General features: G+C 70.2%; 16 protein-coding genes. 11 read left to right on the top strand and 5 right to left on the bottom strand.

Translation table 11 applies throughout. From position 1 onward, the window contains the following. From OEIGOIKO_RS43500 to OEIGOIKO_RS42235, 5 genes are all read left to right on the top strand, one after another. The gene (locus OEIGOIKO_RS43500) at positions 1-1,491 is read left to right on the top strand and encodes a hypothetical protein (protein WP_170251691.1); all 1,491 of its coding nucleotides are present in this window, start codon (positions 1-3) and stop codon (positions 1,489-1,491) included. 95 nt (positions 1,492-1,586) lie between these two features. Beyond that, positions 1,587-2,927: a type VII secretion-associated serine protease mycosin gene (gene mycP / locus OEIGOIKO_RS11440; RefSeq protein WP_125053952.1), complete on the top strand. Its 1,341-nt coding sequence runs from the start codon at positions 1,587-1,589 to the stop codon at positions 2,925-2,927. 231 nt (positions 2,928-3,158) lie between these two features. Then, positions 3,159-3,761 carry a S8 family serine peptidase gene (locus OEIGOIKO_RS42705; RefSeq protein ID WP_371859017.1) on the top strand — a complete coding sequence of 201 codons (603 nt, stop codon included), beginning with the start codon at positions 3,159-3,161 and terminating at the stop codon, positions 3,759-3,761. 345 nt (positions 3,762-4,106) lie between these two features. Beyond that, positions 4,107-4,448 carry a WXG100 family type VII secretion target gene (locus OEIGOIKO_RS11435; RefSeq protein ID WP_125053951.1) on the top strand — a complete coding sequence of 114 codons (342 nt, stop codon included), beginning with the start codon at positions 4,107-4,109 and terminating at the stop codon, positions 4,446-4,448. Positions 4,449-4,478: 30 nt separating this feature from the next. Further along, the gene (locus OEIGOIKO_RS42235; RefSeq protein ID WP_125053950.1) at positions 4,479-5,567 is read left to right on the top strand and encodes a WXG100-like domain-containing protein; all 1,089 of its coding nucleotides are present in this window, start codon (positions 4,479-4,481) and stop codon (positions 5,565-5,567) included. Positions 5,568-5,702: 135 nt separating this feature from the next. Here the strand turns inward: OEIGOIKO_RS42235 and OEIGOIKO_RS11425 are convergent, their stop codons facing one another. Together OEIGOIKO_RS11425 and OEIGOIKO_RS11420 are read right to left on the bottom strand one after the other, a co-directional pair. Then, positions 5,703-6,695, bottom strand: coding sequence for a WXG100-like domain-containing protein (locus tag OEIGOIKO_RS11425; protein ID WP_125053949.1), 993 nt, complete (start codon positions 6,693-6,695; stop codon positions 5,703-5,705). A 127-nt stretch (positions 6,696-6,822) separates the two neighbouring features. After that, a complete protein-coding gene (locus tag OEIGOIKO_RS11420) occupies positions 6,823-7,167 on the bottom strand; it encodes a WXG100 family type VII secretion target (RefSeq protein WP_170251690.1) in 345 nt (114 codons plus the stop codon). Positions 7,168-7,956: 789 nt separating this feature from the next. Between OEIGOIKO_RS11420 and OEIGOIKO_RS11415 the strand changes: the two genes are divergently transcribed. From OEIGOIKO_RS11415 to OEIGOIKO_RS11400, 4 genes are all read left to right on the top strand, one after another. Next, positions 7,957-8,262 carry a hypothetical protein gene (locus OEIGOIKO_RS11415; RefSeq protein ID WP_125053948.1) on the top strand — a complete coding sequence of 102 codons (306 nt, stop codon included), beginning with the start codon at positions 7,957-7,959 and terminating at the stop codon, positions 8,260-8,262. Positions 8,263-8,577: 315 nt separating this feature from the next. Continuing rightward, positions 8,578-8,835, top strand: a complete 258-nt coding sequence (locus OEIGOIKO_RS11410; protein ID WP_125053947.1) for a hypothetical protein — start codon at positions 8,578-8,580, stop codon at positions 8,833-8,835. Positions 8,836-8,993: 158 nt separating this feature from the next. Further along, a complete protein-coding gene (locus OEIGOIKO_RS11405) occupies positions 8,994-9,632 on the top strand; it encodes a hypothetical protein (protein WP_125053946.1) in 639 nt (212 codons plus the stop codon). 163 nt (positions 9,633-9,795) lie between these two features. Then, positions 9,796-10,110 carry a hypothetical protein gene (locus tag OEIGOIKO_RS11400; RefSeq protein WP_031009559.1) on the top strand — a complete coding sequence of 105 codons (315 nt, stop codon included), beginning with the start codon at positions 9,796-9,798 and terminating at the stop codon, positions 10,108-10,110. A 209-nt stretch (positions 10,111-10,319) separates the two neighbouring features. On the opposite strand, the gene OEIGOIKO_RS11395 is transcribed toward OEIGOIKO_RS11400, so the two are convergent. The 3 genes from OEIGOIKO_RS11395 to OEIGOIKO_RS11385 all read right to left on the bottom strand — a co-directional run bounded on the left by OEIGOIKO_RS11395 (position 10,320) and on the right by OEIGOIKO_RS11385 (position 14,720). Then, positions 10,320-12,524, bottom strand: coding sequence for an ATP-binding protein (locus OEIGOIKO_RS11395; protein ID WP_125053945.1), 2,205 nt, complete (start codon positions 12,522-12,524; stop codon positions 10,320-10,322). Between the two features lie 145 nt (positions 12,525-12,669). Continuing rightward, positions 12,670-13,995, bottom strand: a complete 1,326-nt coding sequence (locus OEIGOIKO_RS43495) for a hypothetical protein (protein ID WP_218039988.1) — start codon at positions 13,993-13,995, stop codon at positions 12,670-12,672. 296 nt (positions 13,996-14,291) lie between these two features. Beyond that, a complete protein-coding gene (locus tag OEIGOIKO_RS11385; protein WP_125053943.1) occupies positions 14,292-14,720 on the bottom strand; it encodes a hypothetical protein in 429 nt (142 codons plus the stop codon). 272 nt (positions 14,721-14,992) lie between these two features. Here OEIGOIKO_RS11385 and OEIGOIKO_RS11380 point away from each other — a divergent pair, with 272 nt between their 5' ends. Next, the gene (locus tag OEIGOIKO_RS11380; RefSeq protein WP_125053942.1) at positions 14,993-15,301 is read left to right on the top strand and encodes a hypothetical protein; all 309 of its coding nucleotides are present in this window, start codon (positions 14,993-14,995) and stop codon (positions 15,299-15,301) included. Next, positions 15,298-16,050 (top strand): WXG100 family type VII secretion target, encoded by a 753-nt coding sequence (locus OEIGOIKO_RS11375; RefSeq protein WP_125053941.1) that lies wholly within the window; start codon positions 15,298-15,300, stop codon positions 16,048-16,050. The genes OEIGOIKO_RS11380 and OEIGOIKO_RS11375 overlap by 4 nt, the downstream gene beginning before the upstream one ends. Positions 16,051-16,236 lie beyond the last annotated feature (186 nt).

Below are 16,236 nucleotides of genomic sequence, written 5' to 3'. Positions count from 1 at the left end.
ATGTCGGCGAGCAATGGCGGAGTCACCACCGACAAGGGGTGCTTCTACGCGAAGCATGAGACCAAGTTCTACGAGCGCGACATGGACGAACTCAAGGCCATGGTGGCGCACGCCAATCCCGGCAAGGTCAAAGAGATCGCAGTCAACTGGAAGTGGATCCACGACACTCTCGTGGGCGAAGACGGGCGGGGCGGCCTCCGGAAGGAGTTCGACGACGCCGTCAAGGAAGTTCTCGAACACTGGGGCGGCAAGGCTGCCGAGGGATTCCGGCAGCGCGCGAACACGATCAGCCAGAACATCGGCAACTCGGCCCCGTACGCGTCCAACATGCACCACGTCATGGATGGCGTCGGTCACACGCTGGACGAGTACAAGAAGAAGATCGACGCGATGGAGAAGCCCTCCGGTACGGAGAGCAACCTCGACGCCGCGGGTAACTACGCACTCAAAGTGGTGACCTTCGGTTCGAAGGGTGGACGCGACGACTCGAAGGCGATCCACGAACTCCAGCAGGGCAAGGACACCACGGACGTCCTCAACGGCAACTCGGGAGAGCTGTCGGAAGGCAAGGAGCGCCAGCTCCAGACGGCCGTCATGATGGAGTACCTGGGGTCGGCGTACCGGTCCAACGTTGCGGCGATGGGGAAGCCGCCGTCGGGCTCCGGGATCGACAGGCCCGAGATCGACGGTCCTGGGCAGACGCCTCCGCCGCCGCCGTTCGTCCCCCTTCCGGACGGTGTCGTCAACCGCCCCAAGCCGTCCGCCCCGAAGGGCTCCGTTCCCTCCCCGAAGGGGCCGGGATATACCTCACCCGGTGATCTGGAAGCTCCGCGTCAGCGAGGTATCTCCGGTGGTGTCGGCGCCACGACTCCGCCCAAGACGTCGACTCTTCCGCACGTGGGGACCGGCCTCAACAGCCTCCCCGGCGGAGGCTCCGGCGGTGGAGGACTCACCGGCGGGGGTGGCGGCGGCCTCACCGGCGGTGGGGGCCTGAGCGGCGTCGGCGGAGGCGGCGGTCATGTGAGCGGCGGTGGCTCCGGAGCGACGGGCATCCCGGGCGGGGGCATGCCCGGTGGCACGATGGCCGGCCGGTCGGGTACGGGCGGCGGTGGTGCCGCCGGTGCCGGATCCCGCAGCGGACGTGCCGGTGCACCCGGCATGGGAGGCGCGGCCGGCGCGGGTGGCGGTGCCAAGGGTGCCGCAGCCGGACGCGGAGGAGCGCTGGCCCGGCAGAAGGGCGGCGTCGTCGGCGGTACCGGTGGCAAGACCGGCACCGGCGGACAGGGCGGCTCGGGTCTGCACCGTAGCCGTGGTGGTACGCAGTCCGGCACCGGCGGAGGCCGTCGTCCGATGGGCATGGCTGGAATGCCTGGCGCACACGGCGGCAAGGGCAAGGAGAACGGCCCGAACGGCGAGCGTCCCGACTACCTCGTGGAAGACGAGGAGACCTGGACGCCGGAGCGTAATGTGGCGCCCAAGGTTATCGAGTAGGACCTAGCTGGCTGAAGTATTCCCGGCGAAGAGACGAGATGGGCCCCGCAGTCCCCTGACTGCGGGTCCCGTCCTGTTCAGGAGAGGTGTTTGGCATGAGCCTCACGCGGACGCTGCGTGCAGTGGGCGGTGTGGCAGTGGCAGGAGCGTTGCTCTTCGGCACCGCTCCGGCCGCTTCGGCGGACCAGGTCAGGAACGACCAATGGCCCTTGAGTTTCCTTGGTATTCACAATGCTTGGAAGGAGACCAAGGGCCAAGGTGTCACTGTGGCCGTCATCGACAGTGGCGTCGATGGCAACCATCCTGACTTGAAGGGAAACGTCCTTCCCGGGAAGAACTTCTCCGCAGGTGACCCGGCGGATGCCGAAACCCGGAACGGCCACGGCACGGGGATGGCTTCCCTGATTGCCGGACATGGTCATGGACCGGGTAATGCGCAGGGTGTCATGGGAGTCGCGCCCGAGGCGAAGATCCTTCCCATCAAGCACTCGGATTCCGAGGGAGACACCTACGGCGTGAGCATCGCCGGTCCGCTGCGCTACGCGGTCGACCATGGCGCCAAGGTCATCAACCTCTCGATCGGCGGCGTTTCCAGCCCCACCGAAGAAGAGAAGAGCGCCATCGCCTATGCGGCGGCTCACGATGTTCTGATGGTGGCCGGTTCGGGCAACGCGGGTTCTGGAAACCCCAACTACCCTGCTGCCGAGCCGGGCGTACTCGCTGTCGGTGCCGTCGGATCCAACGGCAAGATCTGGAAAGATTCCAACTACGGGCCGCACCTTCTCCTCGCCGCTCCCGGCGAAAAGATCCGTTCCGCCGGTGCGGGGCAGTCCTACCGCTACACCAGTGGAACCTCCGACGCCACGGCTTACGTTTCGGGCGTAGCGGCTCTGCTGCGAGCCAAGTATCCGAACCTCACGGCCGGACAGATCGCGAACCGGCTCACCAAGACGGCTCAGTCGCCGCCCGGAAGTTCGGGCAACGCTCCGGACGCGTACTACGGTTTCGGTGTCATCCGTCCGTACGACGCTCTCACCAAGGACATCCCCGCCGGACCGAAGAACGGTCCGCTCAAGGTTCCCACAGCCCAGGGCCAGGAGCAGCCTTCCAACGGCGGTGCGAACCAGGACCGCTGGCAGGAAGAGGAAGACAACAGCAACACCAAGGCGGCCATCGGTATTGCGGCCTTCTCGCTCATTGTCCTGGCGGTCATCACCACGATCGTCGTCGTGGTGAAGAAGCGGAAGAATAAGCGTAACGGCCCGCCTCCCGGTGGCGGTTACGGCGGCGCCGGCGGGCCGGGCTATTACCCGCCGCAGCAGCCCGGCCCCTACCAGCAGCCGGGTCCTTACCAGCAGCCCGGCCCCTATCAGCAGTCCGGCGCTCCTGGCGGCTATCCGCCGCCGGCGCCGCCCAACCAGCCTCCGGGCCAGTAGTCGGCGTGTGAGCTTGGGAAGGCTCCATCGCCGAATCTTTCTTCGCGGGAGACTTTCCCTATGGGTCCCACAGTCCTCGGGCTGTGGGGCCCGTCTTGTTTCGCTCGGTGCGTTCGGCGCGGATGATGTTCGCCAGCATTCCACGGGCAAAGTTGTGTTCGTGGCGGTCACAGATGGTGGAGTCGATGTAGCCCATCCCGATCTGTAGGGAATGCCCTCCCAGGGAAGGGCATCGCGCGTGCGGGCGGGAGAGGAGATCATCCGACAGAGGGTGCCCACGGCACCGCGATGGCGGCGATGATTGCCGGCCACGGGTACGGTGCCCATGGCTCTGCCGGAATCACGGGTCTGGCGCCGGACGCGAAGATACTTCCGGTCATGACGGACAGTACGGAGACTGCCGTGACGTCCCCGGGCTTCGCGGAATTGCTCCGGTATGCGGGCCAAGGTCGTCTACATGTCCTTCGGTTCGGACGCCATCGACCTAGACGAGAAGAAGGCCAACAGCTACGCCCTGGCAAAGGACGTACAGCTCAAGAAGAACGATGGTGCTCGCTGCCCGGTGGTTTCGGCGGGCCGGATGGTTTGGGAGAGCCCGGTGGTCTCGGTGGGCCCGGTGGGCGCGTCGGGTTTCCGCCGCAGCGGGTCGGGCCGTACCAGCAGCAGCCGAACTCGTATGGGCAGCAGCCCAACCCCCCTTTACGGGTCCTACGGGTCCCATACGTCGCTTCCGCCTGCCCAGCAACCGAGGGCAGTAGCCGCTTCGCGTACGAGGGAGAGGGGAGGAGCAGGGGCGTCAGCGGCGTGTGCGTTGTTCGCCCGGATGAGTGGTGATTGATGTTGGTGTGGGTGTGCGTTGTTTGGTTCGGTTGTTGGTCTGGGGGCGACTGATTCGTGTGGGCGGGTGTGCGGGGATGACTGGGTGGTGTTGCGGGGATGGGTGGGTGGTGTCGTGCGGGAAGGACTTGGGTGTGGTTCGGTAAAGGTTTCTTCGGATTGTCTGAGCGGTGGGCTGTGGGTGGTGGGGGGCCGGGGGTGTGGCTGGGGTGGGGCAGCGGCGCGCGGCGGGTGGCTGTTTGCCGGTCTTGCGGTGGAGTGGAAGGCTCGCGGCACTTCATCAGGGGGCGGTGATTTCGTCGCCTCTTTCGCCGATTGATTGTTCGAGGGGCGGGCTGGGTCATGGTCAGGGAATTCGATGTCGATGCGGACGGAATCAGGCGTCAGGGCAGGGAGTTCGTGCACATCGGGGCGGAGTTCGGGAGCGCTTCGAAGCGGTTGCGGGACACGTTGCAGGGTTTGGGGTCACCGTGGCGGGGCGCTGAATTCGCGGAGGCTTTCGCCATGGTGTACGAGCCGGTCCGGGACGGCATGTTCGCGTCCATGGATTCGCTCGGGAAGCGGATGGAGGGAATGGGGGAGAACCTTCAGGAAATGGCGCGGAGGTATGAGGCGGCAGAGGCGGAGGGCGTGCGGCTCGTCGGACAGGTGCCGTGCTCGTCCCCGATGTCGCGGGGGCTGTGACGGTGGTGAGCGTCCGGGGAGGAGGCAGCCGTGGCGCTGACGCTGCCCGGTGAGGTCGTATGGGTGCTCGATCTGCTCGGGTACCGGTGGCCCGAGGCCGACGAGGACAAGCTCATGGAGTGCGGGCGGGCCTGGCTGGACTTCGCCGCCCAGGTCGGGCGGACCGACGGGCGGGGCGAATGCGCCGTACGGGAGGTCACCGGCGGCAGTTCGGGCGAGGCGGTGCGCCGCTTCACGGATGAGTGGGAGAACTTCTCGGGCGGACCGGGCTCCTATCTGACCGACGCGCGGATCGCGGCGCAGGTGATCGGTGTCGCGTTCGAGGTGGCGGCGGCCGCGGTGTTCGCCGCGAAGGCCGAAGTCGTCGCGCAGCTCGTCGTGCTGGCCGTCGAACTCATCGCGGCGCAGGCCGCGGCGCCCTTCACCTTCGGGCTTTCGGAGATCGGGGCGCTGGGGGTGACGCAGGCCACCCGCCTCGTGGTGCGACGGCTCTTGGACACGCTGAAGCGGGAGGTCGTCGAAGCGGTCACCGAGGCGATGGCGGACGCCGCGAAGAAGGGCGTCCGGGAGGTCGCTTCCGAGTTCGTGAAGCACCAGGTCAAAAACTTCGCGACGGACTACGCGAGGAAGGCCGTCCAGGACATCGTGGTCGATCCCGCGAAGGAGAAGGCCATCGGCATCGTGACCGGGGCAGGGCAGAACATCGCCCAGCAGGGGATCGAGAGCCATTTCGGCGCCCGCGCCGGCGTCGATCTGGGCGACACCGTGGACGGTGCCCAGGAGGAATGCGCGAAGCAGTTCGGCACGGTGCGGGGAGGCGAGTTCACAGCCGGTGAGTACGTCGTCGGCGCACCGAGTGGCCCGGGGGAGAGGGCGGGGGGCTTGGCCGGTCTCCTGGACCCTGCGACTCATCGTGACCGGCTGATCGACGGTGCTACGGAGGCGGGGACGAATGCCGCGGCGGTGAGGGCAAGGGAGGCCGTTCAGCGGGGGAGGGGAGGCGAGGGAGGTAGCGGTGGTGATGGGGACGGAGGTCGAGGTGGAGGTGGAGGTGGAGAAGGTGGTGGGGGCGAGAGGAGGCTTGGTGTCGCGGAGGACATTCGTGCTGTTTTCGGGTGAGGTCCGCTGAAGACCGAAGACCGAAGGCTGAAGGCCGAAGACTGAGGGCTCAGCGAGGAGGGGGTGTGGTGCCCGCCCCTCGCAACCTCTCTCCTGCTGCGCACCCGAGCCCGCACTCCGCGCCCCCAGGCGCCTTCACCCGAACACAGCCTGTACCGAATCCCTCGCGCCGTCGGTGACGCCCTGGTGGCGGGTCGCGGCGCCGCCCGTACGGTTGTCCATGTGTTTCTGGGCCGCGTCCAGGCCGCGGTTGGTGAGGTCTTCCCGAGCGTGGTCGAGGTAGGTCTGGGGGTCGGCCAGGCTCTGGGCGCCTTCCTTGAGCCCGTCGACGTATTCGCCGGCCTTTTCCTTGCCGATGTCGGCGGTCTCGCCCCAGTTCATGCCGTCGCGGGCGCCGAAATGATTCTCGATGCCCTGCTGGGCGACGTTCTGCCCCATTTCCGTGGCGGCTTCGGTGGCCTTCGCCTTGCCTTCTTCGACGACCTTGTCCTGGACGGTCTCCTTGACCGTGTCCTTGACCGTCTTCTTGGCGTAGTCCATGGCCAGTTGCCGGGCTTCCTTGGACACCGCCTTCTTGGCCAGCTTCTTGATGGCGTCCATCGTCGCGTGTTCCATGGCCTTGGTGACGGCCTGGACGACCTCTTGCTTGATCTTGTTGAGAATTTCGCGTACGGCGACGCGGGTGATTTGCGTGGCGCCTGCCGCACCCGCTTCGGACAGCCCGAACGTGAAGGGGGCGGCCGCCTGCGCTGCGATGAGTTCCACCGCGAGGACGACGAGTTGCGTGATGATGGCGATCTTGCCGGTGAGTACGGCGATGGCGGCCGCGTCGAAAGCCAGGGCGATGGTCTCCGCGGCGATCTGGGCGTCCCGCAGATAGTGGTCGGAACCGGAGCCACCGGAGAAGTCGCCCCATTCCTTGGTGAATCCGTCGACGGCTTCGCCGGTGTTCGCCCCGAATACCTCGTTCGCCGCCGACGAGCCCTGGGAGGCGGCCTGTTCGACCTGGGCGGCGAAGGTGCGCCAGGTCTCGGCGCACTTGAAGAGTGCGTCCTCGTCGGCCTGCGGCCAGTCGTACCCGAGGAGCCCGAGGACCCAGGCGACCTCGCTCGGCAGTGTCAGTGACACAGTGTTCGTCCCCCGTGCGGTTGCAGCCGTGTGCGTGCGGCTGGAGCGATCGTGTTCACGGCCTTACGTGGCCGAGCGCATGGCCCTGCGTACGGCCGCGTGAGGCTGCACGGACCGGTGGTGTTCCTCAGACGGCGGGCCGGGGAACCGAGCTGACGACGTGGACGCCCTGTTCGTCGGAGGTCGTGTAGGTACGGGCCATGCCCTGGAGTTTGTCGCCGATGTCCTCGATGCGTTCGCCCAGCGAATTCATGGAGGTGAACATGCCGTCGCGGATCGGGGTGTAGATGACGTCGAAGGCCGCGCCGAAGTCGGCGTCCTCCCAGGGCTTTCCCAGGCCCTCCAGGTCGTCCTTGAGTTTCTTGGCGGCCTTGCCGAACTCCGTGCCGATGTTCACGAACGCATGACCCTGGGTGCGCAGCACCTCGGGATCCACGTCGAATGCCTTGTCCGCCACCACGACCCCCGTCATTGCCCTGTCCTTCGCACCTGGCGCGTTTGTCTCCCGACAGGCCCGGCGTGACCACTTTATGCGTTCTTAACGCAGGCATGTCAAGGCGGTCCCGCGCGGGCGGGCGATGGGCCGGCGGCTTGCACTCCGCAGGGTGCAGGGACTGTGAAAAAAGGTTCCAACGGGGCGTTGTCAGCGGCCCGTTGAGGCATATGGGGGAGTGGAATCCACTCGAATGCGGATCGAATTCGGGGGGATTGACCGTGCTGGGGTGTCAGTGACGGCCGGAATGCGCGACGGGAGGGGAGTGGTGCGGACAGGGAAAGAGGTGGTTAAGTTTTGGTGCCTGCCCGGTCAAGAGGCCGCGCCCCGGGTGACGTGCGTGCGCGTGCCGTACGGCTGCGGCCGAGCAGGTCGGCACTGTCCCCACCTCAACGCGCTCCTGTCCTCCACCTCAACGTGGTCCTCGTCCTCCACAGCAACGCGGTCTCTTCATGCCAACGCCCCCCTTCCTCCGTACGCGCCCGTCACCCCTACGCAGACGCCGGCCGGCCCGGCTGTCGTCCTCGGCGGGCAGGGGCGTAGGTGCCGGTCTGGTCCTCGCCGGGCTCTTCTTCGGCGGGATGACCGCCAAGGACATGGGTTGTCCGAACGGCCACAAGGGTGACGCGGGCACGCTCACCGTTCAGGAATGCCGTACGCAGTTCGACCGCGTCGGCTCGTCCCGCCACCGGCACGCGCGGCCCGTCGTCTCCTGTACCGGCACGTTCCGGGGGGGATCGGAGCGGCACCACGGCCGAGGACGCGACGGTGGAGACCGATGCCAAGTTCGAGCCGGGCAAGCAGCTGGCGGTCCAGAAGACGGACCACAAGTTCGTCCTGATCGACGAGCAGTGGATCTGGCGGAGCCTGGCCATCGTCTGCGTCTCCGTGTGCGCGCTGGTGGCCGGAGTGTTCTGCCTGCTCACCGGCTTCGGCGCACGTGGTGGCCCGGGGATCCGGGATGCCTGGCGCCGGGTTCCCGGCGGCACGGCGGTCCGTGCCGTACTGGCCGGGACCTGCGGCCTGGCCGCCCTCGGTGCCGGTGCGGCGCTGCTCGTCGACGGGATCGTCTGATGCCGCTGCCGAGCGTGGCCGGACGGGCCGTCGGCCTCGTCTTGGTGGTCCTGGGGACGACGGTCTGCGTGCTGTCGGCGCGGGGAGTCGCCCTCGCCGCCGGATATACCGGCGGCCCCGGGGCATACACCGTCGAGGAATGCCGGGAGCGTTACGCGGCCGGCGGCAGCGGCCGTCACGGCAGCCGGACGATCAGCTGTACGGGCACGTTCCGGGCCGAACGGGATGTCGACGGTGCCCGCACGGTCAATCCCTTCGGGGCGTTCCACCCCGACACCGTGCGTCCGCCGGGCACCCGGGTCCCCGTACAGAGCGGTGACGACGGGAACGTACGTGGCCGCCGGCCGGGAGCAGGTGTGGGGCCGGGCCGCCGGGGTGTCCGGGTCCCTGCCGATGCTCGCTGCGGGCGCTTTCTGCCTGCTCACCGGCTTCGGTGCCCGCCGGGGACGGCCGTTCGGCGACAGCTGGGGCGGGCTGCCCGGCGGGACGGTGCTGCGCCCGCTGCTGCTCTCCGTCACCGGGGTGGGCATCCTAGGTGCAGCCCTCTTTCTCTTTTTGCAGCATTACGGGTGACGCTGTGCACCGCCTGGCCGGCCGGGCGGGTGCGTGCGGGCCGTAGGCTCGGCACATCGCGGAAGCACGTCCACCCCGTACGCGCGGTATGACCGGCATGCCGACGCGCGCATCGTTCGCCCTGCACCTTCGCACGCCCCTGGAAAGGATCGCTGACCATGGCAGCACAGTCGGAACACACCAGGTCAGGCGCGTCCCATGCCTCCAGCGCGGGCGCTGCGCCGGGTGTGGGGGACGGGGTGAAGCGCGGCCTGGGGCGGCTGATCGGGGTGGGTGTCCTGCTGGCCGCGCTGCTGCTGATCGCGATCGGCGTCTACGTGGGCCCGTACTCGGTGTGGGTGGACGGCAGCCCCGGCAAGATCACCGTGGAGGCGTGCGCCACGGACTACCACTACGCGAACAAGCAGCACTCGGGGAACCGTACGCGGGACATCCAGTGCTACGGCACGTTCCGGTCGGACGACGGCCGGACCAAGGACCTGAACGCCAGCGTCGACTCCTGGCACCGGTTCAAGGAGGGCGACCTGATCGAGGTACGGCAGGTCGGCCGCTCCAGCTACGTACAGCACAGCTGGAACCGGCTGGCCAACGGCGTGCTGTGCCTCTGCGGCGGACTGGTCGTCCTCGTCCTGGGCGTGCTCTGCACGGTGACCGGCTACCGCTTCCGGAGTGCCCCGACCTTCGACGACGCATGGCGGTCGGTCGGCCCCGGTGTGCTGCGGACGCTGATGGTCGGGCTGATGGCCGCGGGGCTGATCGGCGCGGTGCTGTCCGGGGCGGTGCTCTTCTTCACTTAGCCGGCAGCTGGCGGCCGGTAGCCAGTAGGCAAGGGGAGAGGGCGGGCTGCGGCCGAAGGCCGGAGCCCGAGCAGGCGAGTGGGCGAGTGGGCGAGTGGGCGAGTGGGCGAGATGCGAACGCAGCCGTACGGGGCCGAACAGCCGTCCCGTACCATTCCCGCTCATGGACGCACCCGCCGATGCCGCCGACGCCGACGAACAGCCCCCGCCCGCGCGCCGCGTGAACCTGACCCCCCGTCAGGCCCGGCAGGTGCGGATCGTGCTGGCCTCCGTGCTGATGGCCGCGATGGCGGCCGTGCTCGTGATCCGTCTCGCGAGCCGTACGTCCGTCCTGGTCGTGGGGGTGTACGGGGCCGCGCTGATCCTGTGCGGGGTCGTGATCGAGCTGAGCCGCAACGGACGTACCCGGCTGGGCACCTGGCTGCTCGGCCTGGGCCTGGCGGCCGCCCTCGCTGCCGACTGGTTGCTGCTGCCCTGAGCCGACTGACTGCTGCTGCCCTGAGGGGCCTGCCGCGCCTCGCACCTTCACGTCCCCTGCGGGCTCGTGCGCCCAGCGCCCGGCGGGACTCGGACCGTCTGACGAACCGGCCGTCGCCCGAGGACGGCTGGACCGCCCACACCGCGCCGATCAGCGCTCGGTTCTCCTCCGGTGCCGTGCGCCGGTGGCCTGGGCCTGCGCCTGGGTGATCACGTGCCGCCTCCTGTGCGGCCATGCGGACCGGCGGGTATGCCGGCAGGGGGAGCAGGCGAGGGTACGGGGGCGGAGCGGGGCGCGGAGACGGGTGCCGGGGCGGGCAGGGGCGCGGGCAGCGGAATCTGCAACGCCTTGACGCCGCGCTCCGTGGCGACGACCAGGACGCCCTCGGGCGAGAGGTCGGCGCCCGTGAGGGGGACGTCGCCGACGAGGGCGGCCACCACCTCCGTACGCTGCCGGTCCCACACCCGTACGCAGTCCGCGTCCTGGTTGAGCGCAAGCGGCGCCGCTGCTCGTATGCCCTCCGAGGGGTGCAAAACCTGTGCCGGATCGGCGTTCACGAGTCCCGGGCCCAGCAGCTGGTGGACGAGCACGGCGGAACCGCCCGCCTCCTCGGCCCCGGCGCCAGTCTTGGCGCGGACCGTACGGGAGCCCGGGGTGCCTTCGGGAACGACGAAGGCAACGACCGGCAGCGCGGCGACGGCCGGGTCCGTACCGGCCAGGTCCGTACCGGCCAGGTCCGTACCGGCCAGGTCCGTACCCACCGGGTCCGTACCCACCGGGTCCGTACCGCCCACGCCCCCGGCGGCGGGAGTCCGGGGCAGGCTGCCGACCGTCACGCCGGTGACCCCGGGCAGCGGCACGCTCCACAGCGTGCGCCACGGCAGGCGGAGGCCGAGCGCGTGCACCGCGTCCGCGTACGGGCCGAGGCCGTCCTCGACGAAGGCTGTCTCCAGGAGCGCCGCACGCATGACGACGGACGTCCGGGGCCGGGTGAGCAGCGGCGCCGTCCGCAGATACGTACGGGCGGGAGCGCCCAGCGTCTCGTACGGCACGGCCTCGACCGCCGTACGCAGCGAAACCGGATCGGCGTGTGCGAACAGGCCCGGGTCGGTGAGCAGTTGCGGCAGCAGACCGGCGGCCAGCGTGTGCGCGGCGAGGTGGTCGCGGACGTACGGATCGGCGCGGGACCAGTCCTGCTCCGGCACCGCCTCCAGGAGCGCCATGGCGATACGTGTCTGCGCGTCCCGCGCGTCGGCCAGCCCGGCGCGCACCGCGTCCGCGACGCCGGGATGCACGAGGCGCAGCAGTTCACGGCCGGCACCGTCAGCATCCCCGGCATCCCCGGCATCCTGGGCACCCTTGGCCGCTTCGACGAACGGTCCCGCCAGCAGCATCCCGTCCGCGATCTCCCGGGTCAGGTCACGCCCGGCGACGGCGGACGCCAGCGGTCCCCACAGCCCGAGCGGCAGCCCGGCCCCTTCGGCGAGCGCCAGCGGCGCCAGTATCAGCCGCAGTGTCTGCGGGTCGGCGCCCATGCGCCGTGCGTGCAGGTCGAGGGCTTCGTCCACACTGCCCGGCAGTTGTGACCCGGCGGCCGGGTCGAAGCCTTCCGGCCGCATCAGGACGCACCGTACGGCGAGCTGCGCGGTCAGCCGGTTGCCGTCGGCGCGCTCCGCGACGGCTTCGGCCAGCGCCCGGCGCGCCCCGGGGTCCTCGGTGTACGGCAGGGGCGGGGCGCCGGCCGCCGGGGCGAGCGACGTCTCCACCTGGTGGACCAGCCCTTCGGGATCGGCCCAGCGCGGTTCGTCGAGGTCGATGATCTGGCCCTGGCCGGACGGCAGTGCCGCGATCACCTCGGCGGCCAGCGCCCGCGGCACGTCGGCGAGCAGCTGGACCGTGCCGGTCTCCGCGAGCGGCTTCAGTACGTCCCGTACGAGGCGCGCCGGCTCGTCGGCGGCCCGCACCGGGCCCGCCCGGTCGACGTCCGGCACGACGACCGTCACCGGTTCGGCGGCAGCGGCGAGTCCGGAGACGATGTCCGCGCCGCAGGTGGCGTCCAGGCCGAAGTGGCCGGCGAGGGCCCACAGGACCTGTCCGGCGGTGCGGCCCTCGGGAGTGGGTACGGCGGGGGCGGGCAGGTCGGGCGGTACGGTCGTCGGGTCCAGGTCGTCCAGCGGCAGGCGCTTGCGGTGCTCCGGGTCGCACAGCATGAGGAATCCGGCCACCAGGTGTGAACGCCCGCTGCCCGGGCTGCCGGTGAGCACGACGACCCGCGGGGCGCCGGGCCACTGCATCCGCCATGCGGCGAGCGCGCGCAGGACGGCGGTGCGGCCGCCGATGTACGGATGCGGCGCATAACCGCCCGTACCGCTGTGCTCCTCGCCCGAGGCGCGCACGAATTCCTCGTCCCCCATGGGTCCTTCGCCCTCCGCTTTCCGCTTCCCGCTCTCCGCCTTCTGACGTCCGCTCTCCGGCTTCCGCTCTCCTCGACTTCCGGCTGATCCTACGATCCGGCACTGACACCGGTACCGCTGCCCGCCGAAGCCCAGGTCAGCGAGGTCAGCCCGCGGGCGGCGGGCCGAAGCCGCCCTGCGGCGGCGGGTATCCGCCGGGCGTCTGGAACCCGCCCGGCGCCTGGTACTCAGGAGGCGCCTGGTACTCAGGAGGCGCCTGGTACCCAGGAGGACCCTGGTACCCCGGAGCGCCCGGCATCGGCCCACCGACCGGCCCGTACGCGGGTGCGGCCGTGGGCCCCGGCGCGTACGGCCCTGGCGCGTACGGCCCCGGCGCGTACGGCCCCGGCACACCCGGACCAGGACCAGGACCGGGACCGGGACCGGGACCGGGGCCAGGAACCGCGAACCCGGGAACCCCCGGACCCGGGGCCCCCGGCATCCCCGGCGCCCCCAGCTGAACCGGCACCCCGGGCCGCCCCATCAGCACCAGCACCACCACCGAACCGACCAGCTCCACCAGCATCTGCACCCGGCCCAGCAGCGCGCCGCCCGGTGCGACGTCCCCCAGCTCGAAGAGCGTGCCGGTACGGAGCGAGCCGATCAGGGCCAGGAACGCGACCGGGAGGAGGACCAGCGCCGTCCCCAGGGCGAAGCCGCGGGCGGAGACCCGGCGGGTGGCGGCCAGGATCGCGCCGATCGCGCACAGCGGCAGGAAGGTGAGCCAGGCCCAGCCGGGCGCCATGCCGAGCATGGCCCGCAGCACGCCGTGGCCGGTGAACAGAATCTCCAGTGACGCTCCGGGCCCGCTGCCGAGGGACTCGGCCAGTGCGTAGCAGATCCAGATGGCCCACAGGAGTGTGAGCGCGCCCAGCGCGATCGCGGACACGGGGCCCGCGGGGCCGCCGGGGCGTACCGGAGGCAGGCCGGGCGCCCGGCCGGGGCGCGGCCAGGCCCGGATGCCGGCCGGCAGGACGACGGCGGCGACGAGTGCCAGCGGCACCAGCGCGCCCGCGGAGAGGAAGACCGCCGTGAGGGTGGAGTCGTCGATGCCGCCCCCGCCGACGAACCAGAGGTTGGTCGAGGTGTGGCTGCCGGTACTGACGATGGCCTGCACCCGCAGGGAGAGCGTCAGCGCCGTCGCCACCGCGAGCAGGCCGCCGGCCGGCCGCCGCCCGGCGAACGCGGTTCCCACGGCGGCGCCTTGCAGCAGGGCCAGGCCCAGCTCGTACGGAGTCGTGACCGGATAAGCGGCCACCGGGGCACCGCCGAATCCGGCGGACGCGCCTCCCGTCCACAAGTCCCACATCGTGCCGGGCCCGAGCGTCGCAAGATCATGGCCGAGCCAGTACAGGGTGTGCAGGAGGAAAAGCAGGCACAAGGCGCCTGCCGTGATCCGCGCGCCCTTACTGAGCACCCGAATATGTGGCATTTTGCTCCGCTCTCTCCCGCGTGCACTTCTCCGGCACGCGATCGCGCACGATAGTAATGCCGGTCAAGTTCCCATCGAGCGCAGGCAAGAGCAGGCAAGAGCAGGCAAGAGCGAGCGGGGAAACGCAGAAGACACAGAAGACACAGAAGACTCCCAAGACTCCCCAGATGCCCAAGACGCTGAAGGTGACAAAGGCGGCATAGGGTCGACCGGTCCCGTACGGCGGACAATGTCCGGGACCCGACCGCCGGCGGCCGGGCCCGCCGGGTCAGCCCTGCCCGGTCAGCCCCGCCGGCTCAGTCCCGGTGCCCCGCCCCGCCCCGGCCGCCCCGCCGCGGCCCTGTCACGATGGCACCCGAAGGCCCGTCGCGCTCGGCGCGCTCCTGGTCCTCCTTGGCTTCCTGCTCCTTCTGCCACTTCGCGAACTGCTCGCGGGAAGCCTCCCGCTCGGCCTGCGTCTGGTTCTCCGCCGCCCGTCGCATCTCGTGCATACGGTCGCCGATGGCGCCCATGTACTCCTCGGACTGGATGGCGTCCTTCATGCCGATCCGCCCGGAAAGCACCTCCTGGGCCATCTCCTGGAGCTTTCCGCCGACCTTGGGGTTGGTGGCCAGTGTCTGCAGTGCCTTGCGCAGCCGGTGCGCCTGTTCGGGATCCTGGGCGACGTCCATCAGATCCGCGTCCTGGATCTGCCGCTCATTGCCCGCGCCGTTCGTGCCGTTCATGTCTTCTGCCCCCGGTGAACTCGGTGGTGCGGCAACCGCGTGTGCCGCACCGGCGTCATGAGTCTAATGACGGACCGGAACCACGCGTCAAGGAGGCTTGTTGGCATTGCGGGATATTGGTCCCTTTTCCTGCCCCGTACTGCCGTCCCGCTGCTCCGGCCGCGCCGGTCGGCCGCTATCCGGGTGTGCTAGACCTGAGGACTTGTCCGGCAGGCCGTCGCCGCTTTCGAGTCGCGTCATTCGTGCTGCGCCAATCAATTCGGGGAGAAAAGATGTCAGACGAGGTCCGGATCAGTACCGGGGAGCTGCACAAGCTCGGTACCAAGTTCGAGATATCCGCGGACGACCTGGGCCGGCAGCTGACCGCTTTCAGACGGCGCAGTGACGCCGCGGCGCTGTGCGAAGGGTTCGGCTCACGCGAGGCGGCCGGACCGTACCTGGAGCTGTACGAGCAGGCCGAGCGCGCCCTGGAACAACTCCAGGAGCGGCTGACGGAGGTCGCCGGCGGCCTCAGGGAGACCGCCGTGTCGACGGACACGGCCGAGGAAGAACTCGTCAAGACGATCCGGGGTGTCCAGTGACCGAGCAGCGCAACCCCCACGCCCTGCACGAGGCGGCGGCCGGCTGGCGGGACATGGGAAAGCATCTGGACGGCCTGGTGCGGGACCTGGACCGGGAGGTGGGAAAGGCCGCGGCCGCCAACTGGCACGGCCCCGCGGGTGAGGCGTTCGCGGCGGAGTGGCACCAGCTCAAGCGGTCCGTCGACGAGACCCTGCCGGCCTTCGAACTCGCCGCCGCCGACCTGGAGAACGCTGCCTCCCAGGACAAGGGGGCGCACGCGGGCGCGGGCTCCGGCGTGCACGACGACGCACCGGACGCCTCCCAGCACGACGGCTCCCAGCCGTCCGGCTCCCAGTCGTCCGGTACGCAGACCGCGTACGGCTTCATGGCCCTGGGCCAGCTCGCCACGTCGCTGGGCGGCGCCTTCCGCGGGAAGGGCGGCAAGGGCGGCGGCCGGGGGCAGCGGCCTCCGCTGACCGCACAGTGGGAGACCTCCGGCGCGCCTCAGGGGCCCGACCCCTTCGGGCCGCCGCGGACCGGGCCGGAGAAGGCACGGGGTGGCGCGGGCGTGGCCAAGGGCGTACGTACGGGGGAGGCCGCGGCCGCCGGAGACGCGCCCGAGGCACCGGCCGCCGAGAAGCCTGAGAGCGGCAAGCCCGAAAAGGGCCAGGACGCCAAGGACGTCAGAAACGCCAAGGGCCAGGACGCCAAGGACAAGGACACCAACCCCCCGCCCCCCGACGTCCGCCGCCACGGCGCCTTCGGCTGAGTCCGAGCCCAACCGCCAGCCCCAGCCCCCACTTCAAACCCACCCCACCCCAAACCCACCCCACCCCCTCACACCCCACCCCACCCCAAACCCACCCCACCCCCTCACACCCCCGAAAAGCGCCAGGGCGCCCCTCCCGAAGGAGGGGCGCCCCACCGCTCTCGTCCGGCCCGTCCGGCGCCGCGG

The sequence above is a fragment of the Streptomyces paromomycinus genome (assembly GCF_003865155.1).
Classification (GTDB): domain Bacteria; phylum Actinomycetota; class Actinomycetes; order Streptomycetales; family Streptomycetaceae; genus Streptomyces; species Streptomyces chrestomyceticus.
The sequence above is the reverse complement of the archived record's forward strand: the minus strand, read 5'-3'. Positions and strand labels throughout refer to the sequence as shown.